This window comes from Paenibacillus radicis (ex Gao et al. 2016) (assembly GCF_014641555.1).
Classification (GTDB): Bacteria; Bacillota; Bacilli; order Paenibacillales; family Paenibacillaceae; genus Pristimantibacillus; species Pristimantibacillus radicis.
Window position 1 is genome coordinate 512312 of sequence record NZ_BMHY01000001.1, and the last position, 21050, is coordinate 533361.

Annotated in this window: 16 protein-coding genes; 13 read left to right on the forward strand and 3 right to left on the reverse strand. The window is 50.8% G+C overall.

All coding sequences use genetic code 11. The annotated features are described in order from the left end of the window. Window positions 1–69: 69 nt before the first annotated feature. Complete coding sequence (locus IEX98_RS02090) at window positions 70–936, reverse strand: helix-turn-helix transcriptional regulator (RefSeq protein WP_188887276.1); 867 nt, start codon at window positions 934–936, stop codon at window positions 70–72. A gap of 237 nt (window positions 937–1173) precedes the next feature. Between IEX98_RS02090 and IEX98_RS02095 the strand changes: the two genes are divergently transcribed. From IEX98_RS02095 to IEX98_RS02145, 11 genes are all read left to right on the forward strand, one after another. Further along, a complete protein-coding gene (locus tag IEX98_RS02095) occupies window positions 1174–2031 on the forward strand; it encodes an NAD-dependent epimerase/dehydratase family protein (protein WP_188887277.1) in 858 nt (285 codons plus the stop codon). A gap of 4 nt (window positions 2032–2035) precedes the next feature. Next, a complete protein-coding gene (locus IEX98_RS02100; RefSeq protein ID WP_188887278.1) occupies window positions 2036–2995 on the forward strand; it encodes an acetylxylan esterase in 960 nt (319 codons plus the stop codon). 153 nt (window positions 2996–3148) lie between these two features. Further along, window positions 3149–4279, forward strand: a complete 1131-nt coding sequence (locus tag IEX98_RS02105) for an ABC transporter ATP-binding protein (RefSeq protein WP_188887279.1) — start codon at window positions 3149–3151, stop codon at window positions 4277–4279. Beyond that, window positions 4276–7227, forward strand: a complete 2952-nt coding sequence (locus IEX98_RS02110) for an extracellular solute-binding protein (protein ID WP_188887280.1) — start codon at window positions 4276–4278, stop codon at window positions 7225–7227. The genes IEX98_RS02105 and IEX98_RS02110 overlap by 4 nt, the downstream gene beginning before the upstream one ends. Beyond that, the gene (locus IEX98_RS02115; RefSeq protein WP_188887281.1) at window positions 7224–8195 is read left to right on the forward strand and encodes a carbohydrate ABC transporter permease; all 972 of its coding nucleotides are present in this window, start codon (window positions 7224–7226) and stop codon (window positions 8193–8195) included. The genes IEX98_RS02110 and IEX98_RS02115 overlap by 4 nt, the downstream gene beginning before the upstream one ends. 3 nt (window positions 8196–8198) lie before the next feature. Next, window positions 8199–9059, forward strand: coding sequence for a carbohydrate ABC transporter permease (locus IEX98_RS02120; RefSeq protein WP_188887282.1), 861 nt, complete (start codon window positions 8199–8201; stop codon window positions 9057–9059). Between the two features lie 26 nt (window positions 9060–9085). Beyond that, a complete protein-coding gene (locus IEX98_RS02125; protein WP_188887283.1) occupies window positions 9086–11101 on the forward strand; it encodes a YIP1 family protein in 2016 nt (671 codons plus the stop codon). Further along, window positions 11094–13328, forward strand: a complete 2235-nt coding sequence (locus IEX98_RS02130) for a DUF5696 domain-containing protein (RefSeq protein WP_188887284.1) — start codon at window positions 11094–11096, stop codon at window positions 13326–13328. The genes IEX98_RS02125 and IEX98_RS02130 overlap by 8 nt, the downstream gene beginning before the upstream one ends. Continuing rightward, on the forward strand, window positions 13328–14221 hold the full coding sequence (locus IEX98_RS02135) for a carbohydrate ABC transporter permease (RefSeq protein ID WP_188887285.1): 894 nt from the start codon (window positions 13328–13330) through the stop codon (window positions 14219–14221). Before IEX98_RS02130 ends, IEX98_RS02135 begins: the two co-directional genes overlap by 1 nt. Then, window positions 14218–15201 (forward strand): carbohydrate ABC transporter permease, encoded by a 984-nt coding sequence (locus tag IEX98_RS02140; protein ID WP_042163050.1) that lies wholly within the window; start codon window positions 14218–14220, stop codon window positions 15199–15201. Before IEX98_RS02135 ends, IEX98_RS02140 begins: the two co-directional genes overlap by 4 nt. 196 nt (window positions 15202–15397) lie before the next feature. Beyond that, on the forward strand, window positions 15398–16762 hold the full coding sequence (locus tag IEX98_RS02145) for an ABC transporter substrate-binding protein (protein ID WP_188887286.1): 1365 nt from the start codon (window positions 15398–15400) through the stop codon (window positions 16760–16762). 55 nt (window positions 16763–16817) lie between these two features. Here the strand turns inward: IEX98_RS02145 and IEX98_RS02150 are convergent, their stop codons facing one another. Together IEX98_RS02150 and IEX98_RS02155 are read right to left on the reverse strand one after the other, a co-directional pair. Further along, on the reverse strand, window positions 16818–18029 hold the full coding sequence (locus IEX98_RS02150; RefSeq protein ID WP_188887287.1) for an oxalate decarboxylase family bicupin: 1212 nt from the start codon (window positions 18027–18029) through the stop codon (window positions 16818–16820). Between the two features lie 179 nt (window positions 18030–18208). Further along, complete coding sequence (locus tag IEX98_RS02155) at window positions 18209–18898, reverse strand: cupin domain-containing protein (protein ID WP_188887288.1); 690 nt, start codon at window positions 18896–18898, stop codon at window positions 18209–18211. 152 nt (window positions 18899–19050) lie between these two features. Between IEX98_RS02155 and IEX98_RS02160 the strand changes: the two genes are divergently transcribed. Further along, window positions 19051–19500: an Rrf2 family transcriptional regulator gene (locus IEX98_RS02160; protein ID WP_188887289.1), complete on the forward strand. Its 450-nt coding sequence runs from the start codon at window positions 19051–19053 to the stop codon at window positions 19498–19500. 63 nt (window positions 19501–19563) lie between these two features. Further along, window positions 19564–20835, forward strand: a complete 1272-nt coding sequence (locus IEX98_RS02165; RefSeq protein ID WP_188887290.1) for an MFS transporter — start codon at window positions 19564–19566, stop codon at window positions 20833–20835. Window positions 20836–21050: the final 215 nt, after the last annotated feature.

The window sequence follows — 21050 nt, forward strand, 5'->3', positions numbered from 1 at the left end:
ATCTGGCTTTATAGCTTCACTATAAAAGAAAAATCCCTGACTGACTTGTCAGGGATTGATGAGTGATTGTCATATTTTGCTCCGGTAGACGGTTGGCGTACAGCCGTTCAATTTTTTGAAGACGCGATTGAACGTCTCAATGCTGTTGAAGCCGACTTTAAAGGCAATATCGGTTACGGAAGCATCTCCGTCTTTCAATTGCTGCATCGCTTCGGTAATTCGAAATTCATTGACGTAATCGACGAAATTTTTATCCGTGGCTTCTTTAAAGAAGCGGGAGAAGTAATGCACGCTGTACCCGGAAACGTCGGCAGCACTTGTTAGTGTAATGTCCGATTCATAATGCTGCTCGATATATTTCAGAACATCCTCCAGCCGGCGCTGTTTTTCCAGCCGCTTGATCGTTTCCTCTGGCGAATAGGGGGACATTGGCATATGCCTCACGATGCCGGTCAGCATATCGTTCACCCTGGCCTTGATAGCAAGATCGCAGCCGTGCCGGCGATTCTCCCACTCCTCGTAAATATCGAGGGCATTGCGCTCAAATAGCGAATGAAGCGTTTGCAATCCTTCAGCCATCAATGGGTTTTCCGAGTTCAGATGAGGGGTGTCGAACCGTTTGGTGAATACCTCGTCTGCGCAATTTTCGAAGATGGATTTCTCCAGCTGTAAAATAATTTTTTTGCAGCCTTGCGGGCTGGCAAAAAACTGATGCACATCACAGGAACCTATAAACAGCAGGTCTCTGGGCTGCATGGCAATTCTCTCATGATGAAGTCCAATTTCCATGCTGCCTTCCATAATGTAGACGATTTCCATTTCCTTGTGCCAGTGTGCGCCCGTGCCGAACTCGACAGGACTGATGATGATGTTGAGCGGGGAATTTGTTTTTCGCGTAATTTTCTCATGCCAAGCATGCATATGCTGTTCTTTCATTAGAACCGGCCGCCTTCCTGTAAAGGGACGAGTATAGTCTTAGTCTATCGTATCCCGGAGCGGTCTACAAGCGCTTTCAATCAGTCAGCATGGCGAAAAGAGGATAAAAAATCGACAGAAAGTTTTGCATCGTCTCATTTGGCGGGTTTCCAGCTTCGCGTACACTTATCCTGATAAGTCTATTCCAGCCCGATATGGGGGCAAACAGCGTTTGAAATATGGAGGTGCAACCGGAAGATGAGCAAAATCGCAGTTACAGGCGGCAGCGGCAAGCTGGGAACGAGGCTGGTAAAGGAGCTATTGCGCCAAGGCACTGAAGTCGTTTCTATTGATACGGTTCGTTCCAGCCAGCTGCATTGCAAGCAGATCAAAGCCGATCTAAGCCAGTTTGGTGAAGTGGTCGCGGCATTGCAAGGTGTCGATGCCGTTATCCATTTGGCGGCTATCCCGGCACCGATCGGCTATACGAATCCTTATATTTTCACCAATAACACGATATCCGCCTATAACATACTGGAAGCTGCAGCTGTACTTGGCATTCGTAAAGTTGTGATGGGCTCAAGCGAGTCCTCGTACGGCTTCGCGTGGGCGAAAACCCGGTTCTCACCTGACTATTTGCCGGTGGACGAGGAACATCCGCAGCAGCCGCAGGAATGTTACGGCTTGTCTAAAGTGGTCAATGAGGTGACCGCCGAAATGTTTGACCGAAGCGTCGGGATGCAGGTTATTTCGCTGCGCTTCTCACTTATTGCCGCGCCGGAGGAATACCGGCATCTGGGGATTAGCAAACCGGAGCAATTAAAACATATTTTTTGGAGCTATATTGATATTCGCGATGCGGTCCATGCATGTATCGCTTCCCTTCGTGTCGAGGATCGTGGTGCGATTTGCCTCAATATAACGAGCGACGACTGTCTGAGCGACTGGGAGACGTTGAAGCTGCTGGACAGCTTTTACCCGGATGTAGCCGATAGGCGTTCGGCATTCCAAGGCTTCGAAGCGATCGTCAGTAATGAACTCGCCAAAAAGCTGCTGCCGTGGAAACCGCTTCATTCTTGGCGAGATGAGCTCGGTAAAGCGAAAAAGGAGGACTAACAACATGGCCCAGCAAACCGATATGCCGTTGCATGAGCTGAGGGCGTACAAGCCTGAGTTAACGAAGCCGGAGGATTTTGACGAATTTTGGGATGGCTCGCTGGAAGAGCTGGCACAAACACCGATCGAATATTCGCTGGCCAGAGTCGCTTATCCGAGCCGCCGGGCAGAATTGTTCAAAGTCAGCTTTGCCGGTTTTAAAGGCGCTGCTATTGAAGGGTGGCTGGCGCTTCCTATTGGAGAAAGGAAGCTGCCCGGCATCGTTACGTATCATGGCTACAACTGGTCTCCGGATGGGGACATTCATGAAACGGTTAATTTATGTCTGCAGGGGTATGCAGTGCTGCATATGTTTACCCGCGGACAGCAGGGCGGCAGCAGCGACAACGTCATTTCGCCGCACGGCTCTATTGCAGGCTGGCTGACGAAAGGAATTCAGCATCCCGAGCATTATTATTTCCGGGGCGTCTTCATGGATGCTGTCCGTGCGATAGAGGTGTTGTCTTCGATTCCAGAGGTGGATGGCGGACGGATTGCTGTTGCGGGAGCAAGCCAAGGCGGAGGCATTGCACTGGCTGCCGCTGCATTCTCTTCCATACCGGTCGCGGCCTGCGCCGACTATCCGGGATTTACAAATTTCGAGCGGATTATTGATACGGCGGACACGATGCCTTATCAGGAGCTGAATGAATATTTCCGCCGTTATTCCGACCCTGCAATCGAACAGCAGGCGCGGAAAACACTCGCCTATCATGACGTCATGAATATAGGCACCCGAATTCGCTGTCACACGTTCATGACGGTGGGACTTGTCGACAATATTACGCCTCCTTCTACGATTTTCGCCGCTTATAACCATTTAAACTGTTCGAAGGAAATTTCGGTGCACCGCTATCACGGTCATGAGTTCATTCCTGGCGCACATAGACGGAAGCTGGAGACGCTGCTTGAGCGCCTCTATTGACGGAGAAGTACGGAGTGAGGGGAATCGAAAACAAAAATACAAGCCAATATTCGACTGTAAAAGCAAACAATCACTCATTCAGCCGGAAGGTATCGGTAAGGTAACATAAATGTCAGGAGATAGTCGCAAATACTTCACGAGAGGTGAGCGAGGGTGGGAAGCATTACGTTCAGCCATGTATACAAGCATTATAAGGGCGAGTCGCGTCCGGCGGTCGACGACTTCCACCTTTCCATAGAGGAAGGGGAGTTTCTCGTATTGGTCGGGCCATCCGGCTGCGGGAAATCGACGACGCTGCGCATGCTGGCAGGTCTGGAGGAAATTACGAAAGGCGATTTGTATATCGACGGTAAGTTTGTCAATTACACTTCGCCGAAGGACCGGGACATCGCCATGGTATTTCAGAATTATGCGTTGTACCCTAATTTATCTGTGTACGAGAATATCGCCCTCGGTTTGAAGCTGAGAAAGACGGCGAAGCATGACATTGAGCTGCGGGTAAATCGCGTAGCGAAAATATTGGAGATTTCGCATTTGCTGGAGCGCAAGCCGAGTCAGCTGTCCGGCGGTCAAAAGCAGCGTGTGGCGCTGGGCCGTGCAATTGCCCGCGAACCGCAAGTGTTTCTCATGGACGAACCGTTGTCGAACTTGGACGCCAAGCTGCGTGCCCAGACACGGGCCGAGCTGATCAAGCTGCAAGGGGAGCTTAAGCGTACGATGGTGTACGTTACCCATGACCAGGTGGAAGCGATGACGATGGGCACGAGGATCGTTGTCATGAAGGATGGTGTCATACAGCAGGTTGCGCCTCCGAGAAAACTGTACGATCAACCGGCTAATATGTTCGTCGCCGGCTTCATCGGGTCGCCCCAAATGAACTTTCTGGAAGGCAATATCATTCGTCAGGAAGGACGCTATTACTTCTCCAACAGCCGGCTGAAGCTGCCTGTATCGGAGCAGCAATACGATCAGTTCGAACAATCTGCCCGCACATTGCGGAACATCATTATGGGCGTTCGTCCCGAGTATGTCCAATTGCGGGAAGATGACGGAAGCGAGCCTGATGACGGCTTCGTGCGCGGCTTCGTTGAAATGAGCGAAATGACCGGATCGGATGCTTACGTCTATGTGAAAATCGGCGAGAAGACCGTTATTGCCAGAAGTGATCCCGAAACCGTCTATACGAAGGAACAGAAGCTGCTGGTCGGTTTCAATATGAATAAGGTTCATTTCTTCGACGAGCAGACGGGCGTGTCGCTCGCAGCCGGAGGAGATGAAAGATGAGAAAGCGGAAACTGATGGGCATCGCTCTGCGGCTCTTGATTGTCGCAGCGCTTATCTTTGGAGTCGTCCGCTGGGTCGGCGGCAGCGAGCCCGTAATTCACGCTACTTCCGTTTCGCCGGAGCAATTGCTAGGCTTCGAGAGCAAAGATGCGCTAATCCCGTACGCAAAGCTGATGCTGGACAAAGACACAACGGCGCAAAGCGGACTGCAGCCAATTGTCATTGCCCCCAAGGATTACTCGAACGCATCGCCTGACGCGATGCTGCAAACTGGCGACGGCGAGGGCGGCAACGCTGCGGCGATCCGCTGGGAGAATGAGAAGGGCTCGGTGGAATGGAAGCTGAACGCTCCGCAAGCGGGCTGGTATGAGCTCCATTTCAAGTACAAGGCGATGCCGGGAAGCAATGCTTCCATCGTACGCGGTATCCAGATTGATGGAAAGTACCCGTTTGCCGAAGCAGAGCGCATCGAGCTGGAACGGCTATGGAAAGACTCGAAATTCCCGTATGAACGCAATGAAATCGGACAGCAGGTTCGTCCTTCGCAAATGGAATTAGTCGAATGGAGAGAGAAGGCGGCCGTTCATTTCGCAGCTTCCTCCGAGCCGCTGCTGTTTCATCTGGAGAAAGGCGAGCACACCTTGAAGCTGGTTGGAGTAAGAGAGCCGGTAATCATTGCCGAACTTTCGTTTCAGCCGCCGAAAGCGATTCCGTCTTATGAAGATTACAAACGCTTACATCCTGAAGCGTCCGGTTCGGAAGAATGGTTTTCCGTACTGGAAGCGGAGCATGTGAAACAGAAATCGAGCATTGCCATTCAGACCGACTTCTGGTCAGAACCGCATATTTCTCCCGATCCGAAGGGACGTATTACTTACAACGTTCTGGGCGGGCAACGGTGGCGTCTTCCAGGAGAATGGGTGGAATGGAGCATGAACGTTCCGAAGGACGGCTGGTACGAAATCGATCTGAAGGCTTTCCAAGATTACCGCAACGGATTTGAGGCTTACCGCACGTTGTCGATAGATGGCGAGGTGCCTTTCCGGGAAATGCTCCATTATGGCCTTCCAACAAAGAAAGAATTCGTTATTAAGACGCTTTCGAGCAAGGAAGGCGAAACCTACTCGTTCTACTTGACCGAAGGCGAGCACACACTGCGCCTGACCTCGGATTCCTCTCTTGTACAGCCGGTATTTCTGGCACTGAGGGATACGCTGGCCGAGCTTGCGGACTATGATCGTCACATCCGGCTTCTTACAGGCAACTACAGCAAATCCGGCTTCGACGCTAACATCGACTCCACCCGTACATGGGATATGAGAAAACTTGATCCGCAGGTCGAGCAGACGATTGCTGGTTTAATTAAACGATTGACGGATGTTAGAAGCTATATTGACGGTTTAAATGGCGTTGACTCCGACTTGTCTCAGGCGATCAAATCTTCGATAGCACTGCTGGAGAAGATGGCTATTGACGTTAATGAAATTCCAGTAAAAGTAAATGACTTCTCTACGATTCAGAACAATATCGGCACATGGCTTGCAACGTTGACGCAGCAGCCGCTTTTGCTGGATTACATCGTTGTACGGACACCGGAAACCGATACGGGATTGAAAACCGCAAGCGCTTTATCCAGAGTGCCGTATGCGGTTACCGATTTCGCCCGTTCCTTCTACATGGATTATGATACGCGCAAGCATAACAAAGAAGAAGCACTTACCGTTTGGGTACAGCGCGGCCGGGATTACGCCGAGCTGCTCCGTGAACTGGTTGATCAGGACTTTACACCGAAGACGGGCATTGAGGTCAACATTAACCTGATGCCGAATCCGAATATGCTCATCTTGGGCAACGCGGCTGGTGAAGTACCGGATGTCGCGCTGGGGGTTGGCGAATCTACCCCTGCCGATTATGCAATGCGGGACGCAGTAGCGGATCTATCGCAATTTCCGAACTTTAAGGAAGTGTTCGACCGTTTCATTCCGGGCGTGAGCCGTTCTATGGTTTACGACGAAGGTGTCTACGGATTGCCGGAAGTGCAAAACTTCCAGGTTATGTTTTACCGGACAGACATTTTCGAGAATTTGGGTCTGACTGCACCGGATACGTGGGAGGATTTGTTCAAGCTTCTGCCAACGCTTCAGGAGAACGGGATGACGATGAGTTATCCGAAAGCGGACTTTACGACGCTGTTCTTCCAGAATGGAGCTGAGGTGTATTCCCCGGACGGTCTGCACGCACAATTGACTAGCGAAGGCGGCCAGTTCGCATTCAAGCGCTGGACCGATCTGTACAAAAAATATAACCTGCCGATTGATATTCCGGCGTTCTTCCAGCATTTCCGGGATGGCGACATTCCGATCGGGATTGCCGACTTCAACACTTATGTACAGCTTCTTGTTGCAGCTCCAGAAATTACAGGCCATTGGAAAATCGCTCCGCTTCCTGGTGTGAAGCAAGAGGATGGCACGGTGGCGAGATGGTCGCCGCAAGGTGTATCAGCAGCGGTCATTATGGAGAAAAGCGACAATAAGGATCAGGCTTGGCAGTTCTTAGACTGGTGGACCTCCACAGAGGTTCAATCGCAATACGCAAGCGACATCGAATCCTTCTACGGACTTGAGTTCCGCTGGAATACGGCTAACGTCGAAGCGATGAAATCGCTGAGCTGGCCGAGCGACGATCTGACCGCATTGCGCGAACAGTCTCGCTGGGCGAAAAACATGCCGTATGTGCCTGGCTACTATTTCCTGACTCGGGAGATGGAATTCGCTTGGAACCGTACCGTAATGGAAAATATCCCGGCGCAAGACTCGCTCGAGCAGGCGCAGCTTTCGCTGCAGCGGGAGATGAACCGGAGACAAGGAAACTTCGGGATCAAGAGCACAGACAATTTGCATATTCCGCAAGCGACCGAACCTTATGAATGGGAGGAGACTGACAAATGAATACCGAGCTGACTCCCAGTCTCGCCAAACCCGGACGGAAATCTTCCGTCCGGCTGAAATTGAAACGTTTCTTGCTGGATATTAAAAGAGATAGCTTTGCTTACTTCTTTTTGGCTCCGTTTCTAATCTGCTTCCTGCTGTTTATCGTCATTCCGGTCGTCATGGCCGCGACGCTGGGCTTTACGTCCTATGACGGCTTCGGCAAGCTGCATTTCATCGGGGTGGACAATTACATCGCTTTGTTCACGCAAGACATCATCTTTCTGACAAAAGCGATCCCGAATACGTTTCTGTTCGCTTTAATCGTTGGTCCCGGCGGCTACTTGCTGTCATTCGCCTTCGCATGGCTGATTCATCAGCTTCCGATGAAGATCCGGGATTATTACACACTGGCTTTCTACGCGCCTTCCATGGCCGGCGGGGTAGCATTGACCGTCGTCTGGATCGCTGCCTTCAGCGGCGACCGGGTTGGTTACTTTAACAATTTCCTGCTCGGCATGGGCTGGATTGACAGTCCGGTCATCTGGCTGCAGGATCCGAAATATTTGCTTAAGATCATGATCGTCGTATCGCTTTGGACCAGCTTCAGCGTTGGCTTTCTAGCGATGCTCGCCGGCCTCCAGACGGTTAACCGGGAGCTATACGAAGCCGGACGAATCGACGGTATTACGAGCCGGCTGCAAGAGGTATTCTACATTACAATTCCTTCGATGAAGCCGCAGATGCTATTCAGCGCCGTGATGTCTATCGTCGGCACACTGAAGGCAGGCGGAATCTCGACGCAATTGACGGGGATGCCGATCACGCCTTCGTATTCCGGTCACTTGATTATCAATCATATCGACGACTACGCGTTCATCCGTTTCGAGCTCGGCTACGCTTCGGCCGTATCGGTCATGCTCCTTATCTTCAGCTATTTCGCGATGAGGTTCGCTACCCGATTGTTCGGTTCAAAGGAGGAGCTTTAAACGATGCTGCTTCGCAAACTACGCAAAATCACGGCGTTTCAAGCCGTTCTGACCAGCTGCCTTACCGCACTGGCGGTATTTATGTCACTGCCGATTATTTTTATCATCAACCATGCCTTTAAGCCGCAAAATGAGCTGTTCCTGTTTCCGCCGCGTTTTTTCGTGCAAAGTCCAACGTTTCGGAATTTCGAGTCGCTTATCTTGCACGCGTCCAACGCGACGGTACCGTTCACCCGGTATTTGTTCAACAGCATTATTATCGCGGTACTAACGCTTGGCTGCGTTATCCTCGTCAGTACGATGGCGGGCTATGTACTCGCGAAATACCGGTTCCATTTCAAGGGACTCATTATGTCGATGATTACGCTGTCGCTCATGTTCGCACCGGAAACGGTCGGCATTCCGCGGTACTTGATCATTAGCGGCATTGGCATCAACGATACGTATTTCGGCCATATTTTGCCGGCGCTTGCTTCTCCTGTCGCCGTATTCATGCTCGTCGGATTTATCTCTCAAATTCCGAGCGAGCTGCTGGAGGCAGCCAAAATTGACGGCGCGAGCCATCTCGGCATTTTTGCCCGAATCGTGTTGCCTTTGTCCGTACCGGCAGTGGCCACCATCTCGATCCTGACCTTTCAGGGCGTATGGGGCGACGTCGAGACATCCACGCTGTTCATGCAAGAAGAGACGATGCGAACGCTTGCCTTCTATGTCAACAGCTTGCTGAGCGGGCTTCAAAACAGCGTTGCCGGCCAAAATATGGCGGCAGCAGCCGGCTTGCTCATGTTTCTGCCGAACCTCATTATTTTCCTACTGTTTCAAAAGAGAGTGCTTGAGACGATGGTGCATTCCGGAATCAAGTAATTCAACCAGCAAAGGAAGTCGTAACGATGAAGAAATTTGTCACATTGCTGCTTCTGGCGGCGGTCTGTTTCCTTGCCTTGCCTAAAGCGACGCATGCAGAGCTTCCTTACCGGACCAGCTATTACGATGCCAACCAGGCGACCTGGCTGCGCATTCAGCCGATCTATGAGCCGGCGGAGACGACGGGGGCACGATTTACGGAGCCTGTCGATCTTCAGGTCGGTTCGAATGGCAACGTATATGTGGCCGATAAAGGAGCGGGAAAGGTTTTCGTGCTCGATAACGACGGCTCCTCCATTCAGACAATCGGTGACGAGGAAGGACCAGGGATGCTTAGCGCCCCAGAAGGTCTGTTCGTTACGCCGGAGGGGCAAGTGTACGTCGCTGACTCTGGCAATCAGCGCATTGCGGTATTCGGGACGGATGGCAAGTTCGTGCGCGAATATAAGAAACCGGTATCGACTTTTCTGGAAACGGAGCATTTCGTGCCGACCAAGCTGGTCGTCGACCGGCGGGGCGTTATGTATATCAATCTGAACTCCTCGTACCAAGGGTTGCTGCGGATCAACAAAGAGGGTGAGTTTCTCGGCTACTTTGGCGCCAACAAAGCGCAGCAAACGGTTCTGAACTGGCTCAAGAAGCTCATTCTGAACAAAGAACAGCTTGCGAAGGAACTCGCGGCGCTGCCTCGTCCGATCTCGAACGTGTCACTGGACAATGACGGCTTTATTTACACTGCGACAGCAGGCGGATTTGGCCAAGGTGCAATTCGCAAGCTGAACGCTGGCGGCGTCGACGCGCTAAAGAACAAAACGATCCAGAATGGGCACGGTATCGTTGACACAGCGATCGATGAACGCGGATTCCTCTACGATATTGATATGTTTGAAGGGCGCGTCACGATTTATGACGACAACGCAGAAGCGCTGTTCGCCTTTGGTTTTGTAGACAACGGCACGCAGCAATACGGGGTACTTGGATATCCAACGGGTATCGGTGTCGATGCTGATCACAATATTTGGATTTCGGACAGCCGCGTAGGCACCGTCCACAAGTATAAGCTCACCGAATTTGGCAGCGATGTAATGAACGCGCTTGCTCTTTATAAGGAAGGGCGCTATAAGGACAGTGAACCCTATTGGGATCGCGTATACGCCCGCAACGACATGTACAACGGTACATTCCAAGGGCTTGGCAAAGTTTATCTGCATGACAATGAGCAGCATGAAGCGCTGTCGTATCTGAAAGCGGCATTTGATACGAAAAGCTATTCCAAGGCATACTGGCAAGTTCGTCTGACCTGGCTGCAAAATCATTTCTTGCTGGCGGCTGCCATTATCGCAGTACTCATTGCATTGTTCATGTACGGCCCGCGCTTAATCCGAAGCTTCTTTAGACGGTATCCGCTGCCTGCTTCCTGGGAGAAGCCGGTACAGGATTTGCGTAATTTCTGGTACGTCATGTTCCATCCTTACCAGGGCTTTTACCGGTTGAAAGAAGCAAGGGTTCCATCCTGGATTATTCTTTTAATTCTGGTGGGAGCTATTGCCGTCAAAATCATTTCGATGTATTACACCGGATTCCTGTTCAACCCGGTGGAGCTGTCGCAAATCAATCTGTTTGGCAGTCTCGGATTGTTCGTCGTTCCATGGGTGACATGGATCATCGCGAACTATCTCGTATGCAGCATTAAGGACGGTGAAGGGAAATTCCGGGAAGTTATTCAAGGCAGTGCGTATGCGCTAGCTCCGTATATCTTCTTCTCCATCCCGACGATTCTTTTATCGAACATTGTAACGCTCGATGAGCGGGTCATCGTCGATTCGTTGAATGCTCTTACGTTTATCTGGATGGGCGTCATGCTCATCGTAATGACGCAGGTCATTCACAACTTCGATTTCTTGGAGTCAATCAAGAACATCGCTATAACGGTCTTTACGATCGGTACGATCTGGCTGTTCGCCTTTATCGTATTCGGCTTGACCTTCAATCTGTACGATTTCTTCTACCAGCTTTACAAGGAGGTGACCTTCATTGGCTAATTTCATCAAGCGTCTTTCCCTTCGCGTAAAGCTCGTATCGTCCATCGTGCTGGCTATCGTGCTTGTGATCGTCATTGTTCAGCTGGTGAAAAAAGATGAGGTAACTCCAGCACAAGCCATGATCAAAACAGGCATCGAGAAGCTGACGCCTGACCGTGCTGCCGTGCTGGCGGGGCAAGAATGGAAGCCTTCATCGGCAGGGGCGGACGGCTTCGCCGAAGCATTGTCCAACGCCGATTATACGCTTTATGTAGATCCGGTTACGACACAAGTAGCAGTGGCCGACAAACGGTCCGGCTTCCGCTGGACCAGCAATCCGCCAAAGGAGAAGCTAGCGGAGGAGAAGGTCAAAGGCACCCTGCTCACGAACCTGCAGTCGCCTTTCGTTTTGACTTATGTCCGTACGCAGGGCAAGGATCAGACGATTCGGGAAGTGACGAATGCGCTGGATCCGAAGCTCAAGAAATCAATTTCGGCGAATGAGAACCTCGTTCAAGTGACGTATTCGCTCCCCGATAAGAACCTTAGCTTCAGCATTCAATATGAGCTGACAAAAGAAGGGTTGAAGGCGCGAATTCCAACGGACGGAATTAAGGAAGAAGGCGAATACGCCGTATTCAGCATCGAGCTGCTCCCGTATTTCGGAGCGGCATCCGCCACAGAGGACGGTTACCTGTTCGTTCCTGACGGTCCGGGCGGACTGATCAAATTTGAGAAAGAACGGGCAGGCGTCTCCCGCGGCTATAGCCATCAAGTCTATGGACTTGAACTGACGAATGCCGGCAACTGGAGCCGGTCCGGCGAACGCCGGGAAAATATCGCTTATCCCGTATTTGGAGTGAAGCGAGGCAATAACGCTTTTGTAGCTGTATTGACCAAAGGCGGCGATTCAGCCAACATTTCGGCGATGCCGCCGGGGTTGAAATCAACGTTCTACAACATTTTCTCTGGTCAAATTTACCGGGAGGAATATTTATACCGGATGAGCCGGCTGGCAGCTCCGATGAAAGCGATTCAGAAGGAGCGCCTTCAGACGGATCGCGAGGTTGAATACCGGTTCTTGAACGGCAAAGATGCCGATTATGTCGGGATGGCAAAGTCATACCGCAGCTACTTGGAGCAGGCAAGCAAGCTTGGAGAAGCGATGAAGCCGGTCGAGCATGTACCGCTGACGCTCAGGCTGATGGGCGGCAACTTCACCGAAGCGTACAGCCGGATTCAGTACGTGGCGGCAACAACGTTCCCGCAAGCGACTGAAATTGCAAATACGCTGTATGACCGCGGCGTCAAAAATATGGACATTATCTATTACGGCTGGCAGAGCAAAGGCGACTATGATCTGTACAAACGGTTCCCGATTGAACCGAAGCTTGGCGGAGAGAGTGCGGCGCGCGACTTTATCTCGGAGATGCGCAAGAAGGACGTCGACGTCATGTTCGAGGATGATTTTGTCTGGATGAATCAGGACAATTCGGAACTGTCCGGCAAAAACAACGGTATCCGTGGCATTGACGGGACTGTGTATATCGATGAAGGCTGGTTCATCAACAAGCCGGAGCGTACGGTTGCTATGGCTTATGAAACAATCGACAAGCTGAAGGATATCGGCGTTTCGGGCATTTTATACAACTGGGTCGGCGAGATGGTGTTCCACGACTATGATAAATCGTTGATCGGCACGAGGGAAAATACGATCAGCGTTTATGAAGGCTTGCTGAAGTATACGCAAAAGACGCTTGGTCATGCCGGCGTATACCGAGGCAACGACTACACGGTCGCAGGCTCCAACATCATCGTTGGCATGCCAAGCGAATCAAGCTATGACTTCATGGTCGATGAGACGGTACCGTTCTATCCGATTGCTGTACATGGGCACACCGCGTATACGTTTGGAGACGGCAACCTGCGCAACGACGTAGAAGAGGAGTTTTTGAAGGCGATTGAATACGGCGCTACGCCGTCCTTCTTCCTGACCCACGACGAGTCCAGAAAGCTGAAATACACGGCGTCGGGCTATCTGTTCAGCAGTCAGTACGACAAATGGACGGATCGGATTTTGCAGGAATACGAAGCTTTCGATTCCTTGTCCGGCCTGTACGCGCAGCGTATCGATAATCACGAGAAGCTGTCCAAGGACGTCTTTGCAACAACCTATGAAGACGGCACTCGCGTCGTTGTCGATTACGGCAGGAAAACGTTTTATGTAGAGAAAGGGGTGGGCGCTTAATGAATGCGAAGGCTAGAAGACGTGTAGAGCGCCTATACCAAGGAAAAAAATACGGCGTTGGCTTATTGTTCATGCTGCCGTGGATTATCGGGTTCTGTCTGTTTGTCGCTATACCGATCGGCTGGTCGCTGTTCATGACCTTTAATAAGGTGCAGGTGAGCGTAGGCGGCTTTAAATACGAATGGATCGGGATGCGGAATTACCGCGACGCTTTCCTGAAGGATAACGTGTTCCCGATTGAGCTGATTACGTACTTTCAGGAAATGCTGCTGATGGTGCCAATCATCGTTATCTTCGCATTACTGATCTCTCTGATGCTCAATCAGAAATTTCCCGGACGATTTATTTATCGGGCACTGTTCTTTCTGCCGGTAATCTTCGCAACGGGCCAGGTGCTCTCGGAGCTATTCCTTCAAGGAGCGGGCGATATTCCATTTCTGGAGCAGTACAATCTGCTTCCGATCGTTGAGGAATATGTAGGCGCGCAATTCGCGGGAACAGTTATGGACATTCTCGGTAAGGCTGTTCTCATTCTCTGGTATTCCGGCGTACAGATTCTGATCTTCATCGCGGGCTTCCAGACGATATCGCCAACCATCTATGAAGCGGTTCGAATCGACGGCGCGTCCCCTTGGGACAGCTTCTGGAAAATTACGCTTCCGGCATGCGTGCCGTTCATCAGCTTGAACGTCTTGTACACGATCATCGATCTGTTCACGTTCCCGCTTAATCCGGTACTTGCCCATGTCAGGGACAATATGTTCAAAGTCGACACCGGCTACGGCTACGCCAGCGCGCTGGCATGGATCTACTTCGCGTTTATCTTCGTGCTGATCGCCCTTGTACTCTGGCTATTCAACCGAAGCCTTAAGACAAGGAGGGCTCATTCATGATCACCGCAGTGAAAACGGAATTCGAGCGCATAGGCCGCAGCGTCCGCTCCGTATTCTGGGGCCGCAGAGCGCAGAAGGCTAAGCTTCTCGTCATTGGCCGGAACGTATCGGACGGACTCATCGCTAAGCTCATTATTTACTTGCTTCTGTCTATCGTAGCATATCTGTATTTGCAGCCGATTTTGTACATGGTCAGCACGATGTTCAAGACGATGTCGGATTTGCTGGACCCTACGGTCAAATGGATTCCGCGTGAAGTCACCTGGGAGAACGTAACCAAGGCGATAAAAGGGCTTCAATATCCGGAAGCTTTGCGGAATACGTCGTTGATCGCCGTCACTTGCTCGCTGGTTCAGGTTGTCGTATGCGCGATGACCGGCTATGCGCTTGCGAGACTGTCCGTACCATTTAAAGGATTGATTACGGCGCTCATTATATTGACGTTTCTCATTCCGCCGCAAGTTATCATCATTCCGCTTTACGTCATTTTCAGTAAAATGGGGCTGCTCAACTCGCTATTCGTCTTCCTCATTCCCGCTATTTTCGGGCAGGGCTTGAAGGGCGCATTGTTCATTCTCATTTTCCGCCAGTTTTTCCGGTCGCAGCCGCCAAGTCTTGAAGAGGCCGCCAAGCTGGACGGCGCTTCGACAGCAAGGTTGTTCTTCGGCATCATGCTGCCGCTGGCCCGCTCGGCTTGTCTCGTCGTATTCCTCTTTTCATTCATTTGGTACTGGAATATGTACTACGAGCCATCCATGTTTCTGGCGAAGGGCTTTACACCGCTTTCGATTCGTCTCGACATGCTGGAAGAAGTGCTCAATCCTACGCTTCTTGGCAACACCCGTACCATTACGAATCCGATTACCGAAGGCACGAAGATGGCTGCAGCTTTCTTAATCATTTTACCGCCGATTCTTATCTTCATGCTGCTGCAAAGATGGTTCGTCAGCGGCATTGAGCGGACGGGTATCGTCGAGTAATCGGCAGCTTCAGAGGGCGGCAGAAAGCCGCCCCCTACATTCCGTTAGGGAGGTGATGGCCGAACCCGGCATCAGACCAAATAGAAGGCAATTCGGCAAGTATGCTTCATTGCAGCGGCGTTCAGTCATCATCCGCAATTATGTATGCGCTTTAAGGGGAACGGTTAGGGTCAATCATTCATGAGGAGGAAGTTAAATGAAAACTAAAAAGAGCTTTGCTTGGATGCTAACGCTTGTATTTGTATTAACACTTGTATTGTCCGCGTGCTCGGGCGGTAACAGCGGCAAAAATACGCCTGGCAATGGGGGCGAAGCAACGACTGCACCTACAGCAGAGGCTGAAGCGACGAAAGCTCCTGAGAACAGAGAGCCTGTTACGCTGAAACTGATCTCCTGGTCGGATTCGTATCAAGAGCTTTATGACAAATTCCATGAAAAATACCCTTGGATTACAATTGAGCAAATTCCGGTAAACAGCCAGCCGATCATGGAAATCATCGCTTCCCTGGAAGCGGCGGGTACACCTGCCGACTTGACTTGGATCGATTCCGACTTGATCACTTATGATCAAAGCGGCCTGCTGGAAGATCTGACTCCGTACATTGAGAAAGATCCAACTTTCAATGAAGTTCAATTGCCAGAAGGCTTTTTCGATACGATGACTTGGAAAAGCAAAAAGCTTGCTGTTCCTTTCGTTGACGTTCCAATGTGGATTCTGGTCAACAAAGATCTGCTTGCGAAACATGGTGTAGAATTCCCGGCTAATGACTGGACGTATGACGATTTCCGCGAAATCGCCAAAAAAATTACCGATCCAGAAGCAGGCGAGTACGGCTTGACGACGCAGCCTGAGTTCCAAATGCGCGTATTGAGCACGAAAGCAATTGCTGACGGTCACGCAGCGAACATTCATTACCTGAACGAAGATATGACGCAAAGCTTGCTTAACACGCCAGAAGTTATGAACGATGTAAGATGGCTGTCCGAATTCGTCTGGAAAGACGGTTCGATGCAAAGCTTTGCAAAAGCAACGGAAACAGGCGATGTAACAAGAGAGTTCATCAATGGTAAAACAGGCTTTGCTATCGGCGGCGACTGGGTGCTTCCGAACTTGAAAAAAGATGCTAAATTCGAGTGGGACGTTCTTCCTTTCCCTAAAGGCAAAGTAAGCCAGCCTGGTTACACGATCTACGGTCCGCTGTCCTTGCTGAGCGGTTCGAAGCATAAAGAAGAAGCGTTCTTGTGGATCGCATTCCAATTCTCCAAAGAAGCTCAAAAATGGAAGATCGACCAAGGCGCGAACGCTTCCGTCATCGATCCTGAGTTGACGGCTTACTATGACGAAACGCCAATGTGGGAAGGCAAAAACAAAGAAGCGGTTAAAATTGCCAAAGAAAACGCTAAAATTCAACCAGGCGTTACTGTTCCTGCATGGGGCGAGTACAACTGGAATGATCTCTTGAATAAAATCGTATTTGAGGGCGCAGATATCAATCAACTGATTCCAGAAACGGAAAAATGGAATAAGCGTACGCTTGAAGTGAGAGACACGTTGAAATAGTAAGCGACGGACGAAAGCCCGGGTTCTTCATGAACCCGGGCTTTTTATTGTTTTATCATTCTTTGTGGCTGAGGAACCTCGGATAATAGGAGAAACCCGGATAACGGACGACCGGCCATTTCTCCTTGCGCAATACGTTTAGCAGTTCTGGACCCACATGGAGATTGCTTGCTACCAGTTCCTGCGGCGTCAGCGCCATCCACTGGTTCAAGGATACGTCGACAAACCGGTCGCTTTTGAACATTTCCAGAAACCAGAGCGTTTCCGTTCCCGTGTTCTGAATGTAATGGCCGAAGGCAAAGGGGACATAACCGACATCTCCAGCCCGATAATCGAAGGTGCGCGCTCTTCCGTTTCCGCCAAATACAGTCATCCTCCCTTGCCCCGAAAGATAGTATTGCCATTCGTCATTGTTAGGATGCCAATGCAGCTCCCGCATTGCGCCCGGCTCGATCTCGACAAGCGCAGCTGCAATTGTCTTGGCAATCGGGAAATTGGCGGAGTCCGCGATCCGGACGCTGCCGCCAGGTGTGCGCAGCGGAGGCTGGGCAAGCAAGCGGTGCTTGAAGCTTAGCGGTATTTTACCATAGGGGGACTGCACTTCCTGACTCTCGATCGTGCCGGGTACATGATCCTGGTAAATATACACTTGATCATCCGGGATATTCTGAAAAGCTTCCATCGGCACGCCAAAATTGGCCGACAGCACATCCTTGGGGGTATGTGCGAACCAGTCGGAAATGGATAATGTATTTAAGTCTGAGAAATTACCGTCATCAAAGACGAGCAGAAATTCACAGCCCTCAGCCAGCCCTTGGATGGAGTGGGGCAGCCCGGCCGGAAAATACCACAGATCGCCGGGGCCAAGGTCGGCAATGAAGTTGCGTCCATTCTGATCGACAGAGGTAATACGTGCTGTTCCCCAAATCATATAAGCCCACTCCGCTTGCTGATGCCAGTGCAGCTCCCGTACGCCGCCGGGCGTCAAGCTCATGTTGACGCCCGCCAGCGTCGTAGCAACCGGTAAATCACGGACCGTAATTTCCCGCGACCAGCCGCCGTGATTAAGCTGCATATGCGTGTCAGAGAAAGACATTTTCAGATTGGGCATCAAGCCGGCATCTGTAGTCGGAGGAACCAGCATGTCCGGGTTTTCCAAGTCCCGCATAATATCACGGGGGCCGAAATCCGGTCCTCCCGCACCGTCACTGCGGATTGGCTGCGGAATAGGAAAAGGGGGTCCGTTCTTGGAACGTTCATCGTTCATGTCGCATTCATTGCCTCCCGTGACCGTTAATGAAATCAAATTCATAATGAGCATGAGTCCGTGCATCTATCCATAGCTATGTAATTCCGCTTGTCTTTTATGTGCGTTAACCCCGTGAAAGGGAAAAGGGCTCCTGCTTTATCCGCAGAAGCCTCTGGAAGTTTGTCTGTGACTCAGGTTTAGTACCCGTAACCGCCATATCCGTTACGAGCCGGGTAGCTCCAGCCGTTGCCGATATGGCCGTTAAAGGAAGGCTCAGCATAGTTGTTAACCTGTGGCTGTGAAGTTTGTGAAGGGCGATAGGCCGGCTGGTCCGGATCTTGATCCGCTTCTCTATGGCAGTTGCTTGGCGGTCCAATGACGACTGTATCTGTAATTGGCGCAAGCGTGTTTTTAACTTTGGCTTCATCGAGGCAGTAGGTATGGGCGAATACGCTTGCTGGCGTAAGTCGCAGCATATCGGACGCGGGGATGAATTCAGGAACTGGCGCATCGAAGATAGCTAGCAATTGGGTATTATCGACGGTAGCCATTTCATAATGCCACCAGCCTTGAGGAATATTAGCCACTTGGCCGGGTTGAATCTGATAGTTGAGCAGCTGCTTGGTGAAGGGATTAATAAGGGAAACGAGCGCAGCGCCTGAAATGCAGAATACAAGCTCCGAAGCGTTCTGATGAATGTGAGGTTCAACGACATTGCCCGTACTGAGAAAAATATCGAGCAACGATACGTTGCCCAGCGTATTTAACTGCTGAATGCCAAGTGCGTTGATGTAATTGCGCGAATCTTTTTTGAAAAACGGATTGTTACTTAAATCATAAGTAAATTGTACGGATGGTGATGTAAAGTCCATATAGGAAACAGCCATGCCATTCCTTCCTTTCAATTGCGGTTATAGGCGTTCGCATAGACCATTGTATTCGTCTGCCCAGAAAAGGTGTGGAGACAGGAAATATGGAAATTTAATATTGACAAGAAGATCTAATGTAACTATATTAGTTCTATTAAAGGAGTGATGACATGGGAGCCAACAGCCATTTTACCGTTGCATTGCATATTTTGTCCCGCATTCGCTATGAACAGGTCAAAAAAGGCGACCTCTCCGTTTATGTAACATCACAAGCCATAGCAGAGAGTGTCAATACTCATGCTGTTTTTATAAGAAGAATTCTTGGCAGCTTGCACAAAGCCGGGCTAGTTGATGTTCGGCGGGGCAATGTGAATGGCGGCTGGAAGCTGACCCGTTCCACGCAGGATATAACGCTGCTTGATGTGTACGACGCTGTTGTCGACCAGCCTTTGCAGGAGATGCACCATAGCAAGCCTAATCAACGCTGCTCTATTGGCCGTGGCATTCAACCGACGCTGCGGAAATATTACGGTGCGGCGGAACAGGCCTTTCGGGAAGAACTGTCCCGCACGAATATGGAAACGATCTACGAGGAGACGATGGTCCTCGCGGTGGAGTAAGTTTTTTTATGAATTGTAATGCAACTGTTTCGATTACATTGATAAAGCGGAGGGAGCTTTCCCGTGACTAATTTACAGAGAACTTCACGGTTTTATTATGGATGGATTATTGTAGGCATTGTATTCGCGACGCTGCTCATTTCGGCGGCAATCAGCTCGGTGCCTAGCGTTCTCATGCTTCCTCTGGAGAAGGAATTCGGATGGGGCAGGAGCGATGTTTCTGCTGCAGCTTCGATCCGTATATTATTGTATGGTTTAATGGGGCCTTTCTCAGCAGCCTTTATGGCCCGGTTCGGCATATCAAGAATTATGCTATTATCGATTCTTTTGCTAGTCGTAAGCATTGGCTTTACACCGTTTATTACGGAAATTTGGCAGTTCATCGTCATCTGGGGCATATTGGTCGGGCTCGGAACAGGCTCGCTTGCCAATGTACTTGGCGTTACCATTGCCAATCGCTGGTTCGTTAAGCATAAAGGACTAGTTATCGGCATGCTTACGGCCAGTGCGGCTACCGGCCAGCTGCTTTTCTTGCCATTGATCGCTCAGGCAACGAGCTTATGGGGATGGCGCTTTGCAATCTATGCGATCATCGGCGCACTTCTGCTGCTTGTTCCGCTTATCGCCTTCGGCATGCGCAATCATCCTTCCGATCTCGGTGTGCCCGTGCTTGGGGAGGAGACGATTGTTAAGCCAGCTCCCTTCACCGGTAATCTGTTTATGACACCAATCCGAGCTCTTGGTTCTGCGGCCAAAAGCGGCACCTTCTGGCTGCTTGCGGGAACGTTCTTCCTTTGCGGCTTCTCGACTAACGGTTTAATCGGGACGCATCTCATCCCGGCCTGCGGAGATTTTGGCATTCCGCTTGTCATCGCAGCCGGACTTCTGTCTCTAATGGGCTTGTTTGATCTGGTAGGCACAACGTTGTCAGGCTGGTTGACCGACCGTTTCGACAGCCGCAAGCTTCTCTTCTGGTATTACGGCCTTCGCGGTCTGTCGCTTATTTTCTTGCCGTATGCGCTTGGTTCCGGCTATACGCAGCTGCTCATCTTTTCCGTCTTTTACGGGCTGGACTGGATTGCGACGGTTCCGCCGACGGCGAAGCTGTCCTCGGATGCCTTCGGCAAAGAGAAGGCCGGCATGATCTTCGGCTGGATCGTCGTTGCGCACCAGGCTGGAGCATCGACTGCCGCATACGGTGCCGGCGTCTTGCGCGACGCATTAGGCAGCTATACGGTACCGTTTGCCGTCGCGGGCTTCCTCTGCTTATTCGCCTCGGTGATGGCAATGCGCATTCGCAAGTCGAAGTCGGCTGCAGTTGGTGCGGCGGCTTAAACTTTTACAAGCAGCTTATTGGGTAAATTGAAGGGCTATCTCCGCATCTGGAGGTGGCCTTTTTGTTAGTATGTTTATATTGCTTTCCATGGCTTTAGGCCAATGCTTTATGGAAGACTGATCGGACATAGAAGGCTGAGAAAATAACGGTGATGTTAAGCGCAATGGAGCTCTAAACGCAGCAGAGAATCGTTCAAAATAGAGGATATTTCGTC

Coding starts and splice junctions, on each gene's coding strand:
- IEX98_RS02090 (WP_188887276.1), bottom strand. CDS start 936: ATGAAAGAACAGCATATGCATGCTTGGCATGAGAAAATTACGCGAAAA.
- IEX98_RS02095 (WP_188887277.1), top strand. CDS start 1,174: ATGAGCAAAATCGCAGTTACAGGCGGCAGCGGCAAGCTGGGAACGAGG.
- IEX98_RS02100 (WP_188887278.1), top strand. CDS start 2,036: ATGGCCCAGCAAACCGATATGCCGTTGCATGAGCTGAGGGCGTACAAG.
- IEX98_RS02110 (WP_188887280.1), top strand. CDS start 4,276: ATGAGAAAGCGGAAACTGATGGGCATCGCTCTGCGGCTCTTGATTGTC.
- IEX98_RS02115 (WP_188887281.1), top strand. CDS start 7,224: ATGAATACCGAGCTGACTCCCAGTCTCGCCAAACCCGGACGGAAATCT.
- IEX98_RS02120 (WP_188887282.1), top strand. CDS start 8,199: ATGCTGCTTCGCAAACTACGCAAAATCACGGCGTTTCAAGCCGTTCTG.
- IEX98_RS02125 (WP_188887283.1), top strand. CDS start 9,086: ATGAAGAAATTTGTCACATTGCTGCTTCTGGCGGCGGTCTGTTTCCTT.
- IEX98_RS02135 (WP_188887285.1), top strand. CDS start 13,328: ATGAATGCGAAGGCTAGAAGACGTGTAGAGCGCCTATACCAAGGAAAA.
- IEX98_RS02140 (WP_042163050.1), top strand. CDS start 14,218: ATGATCACCGCAGTGAAAACGGAATTCGAGCGCATAGGCCGCAGCGTC.
- IEX98_RS02145 (WP_188887286.1), top strand. CDS start 15,398: ATGAAAACTAAAAAGAGCTTTGCTTGGATGCTAACGCTTGTATTTGTA.
- IEX98_RS02150 (WP_188887287.1), bottom strand. CDS start 18,029: ATGAACGATGAACGTTCCAAGAACGGACCCCCTTTTCCTATTCCGCAG.
- IEX98_RS02155 (WP_188887288.1), bottom strand. CDS start 18,898: ATGGCTGTTTCCTATATGGACTTTACATCACCATCCGTACAATTTACT.
- IEX98_RS02160 (WP_188887289.1), top strand. CDS start 19,051: ATGGGAGCCAACAGCCATTTTACCGTTGCATTGCATATTTTGTCCCGC.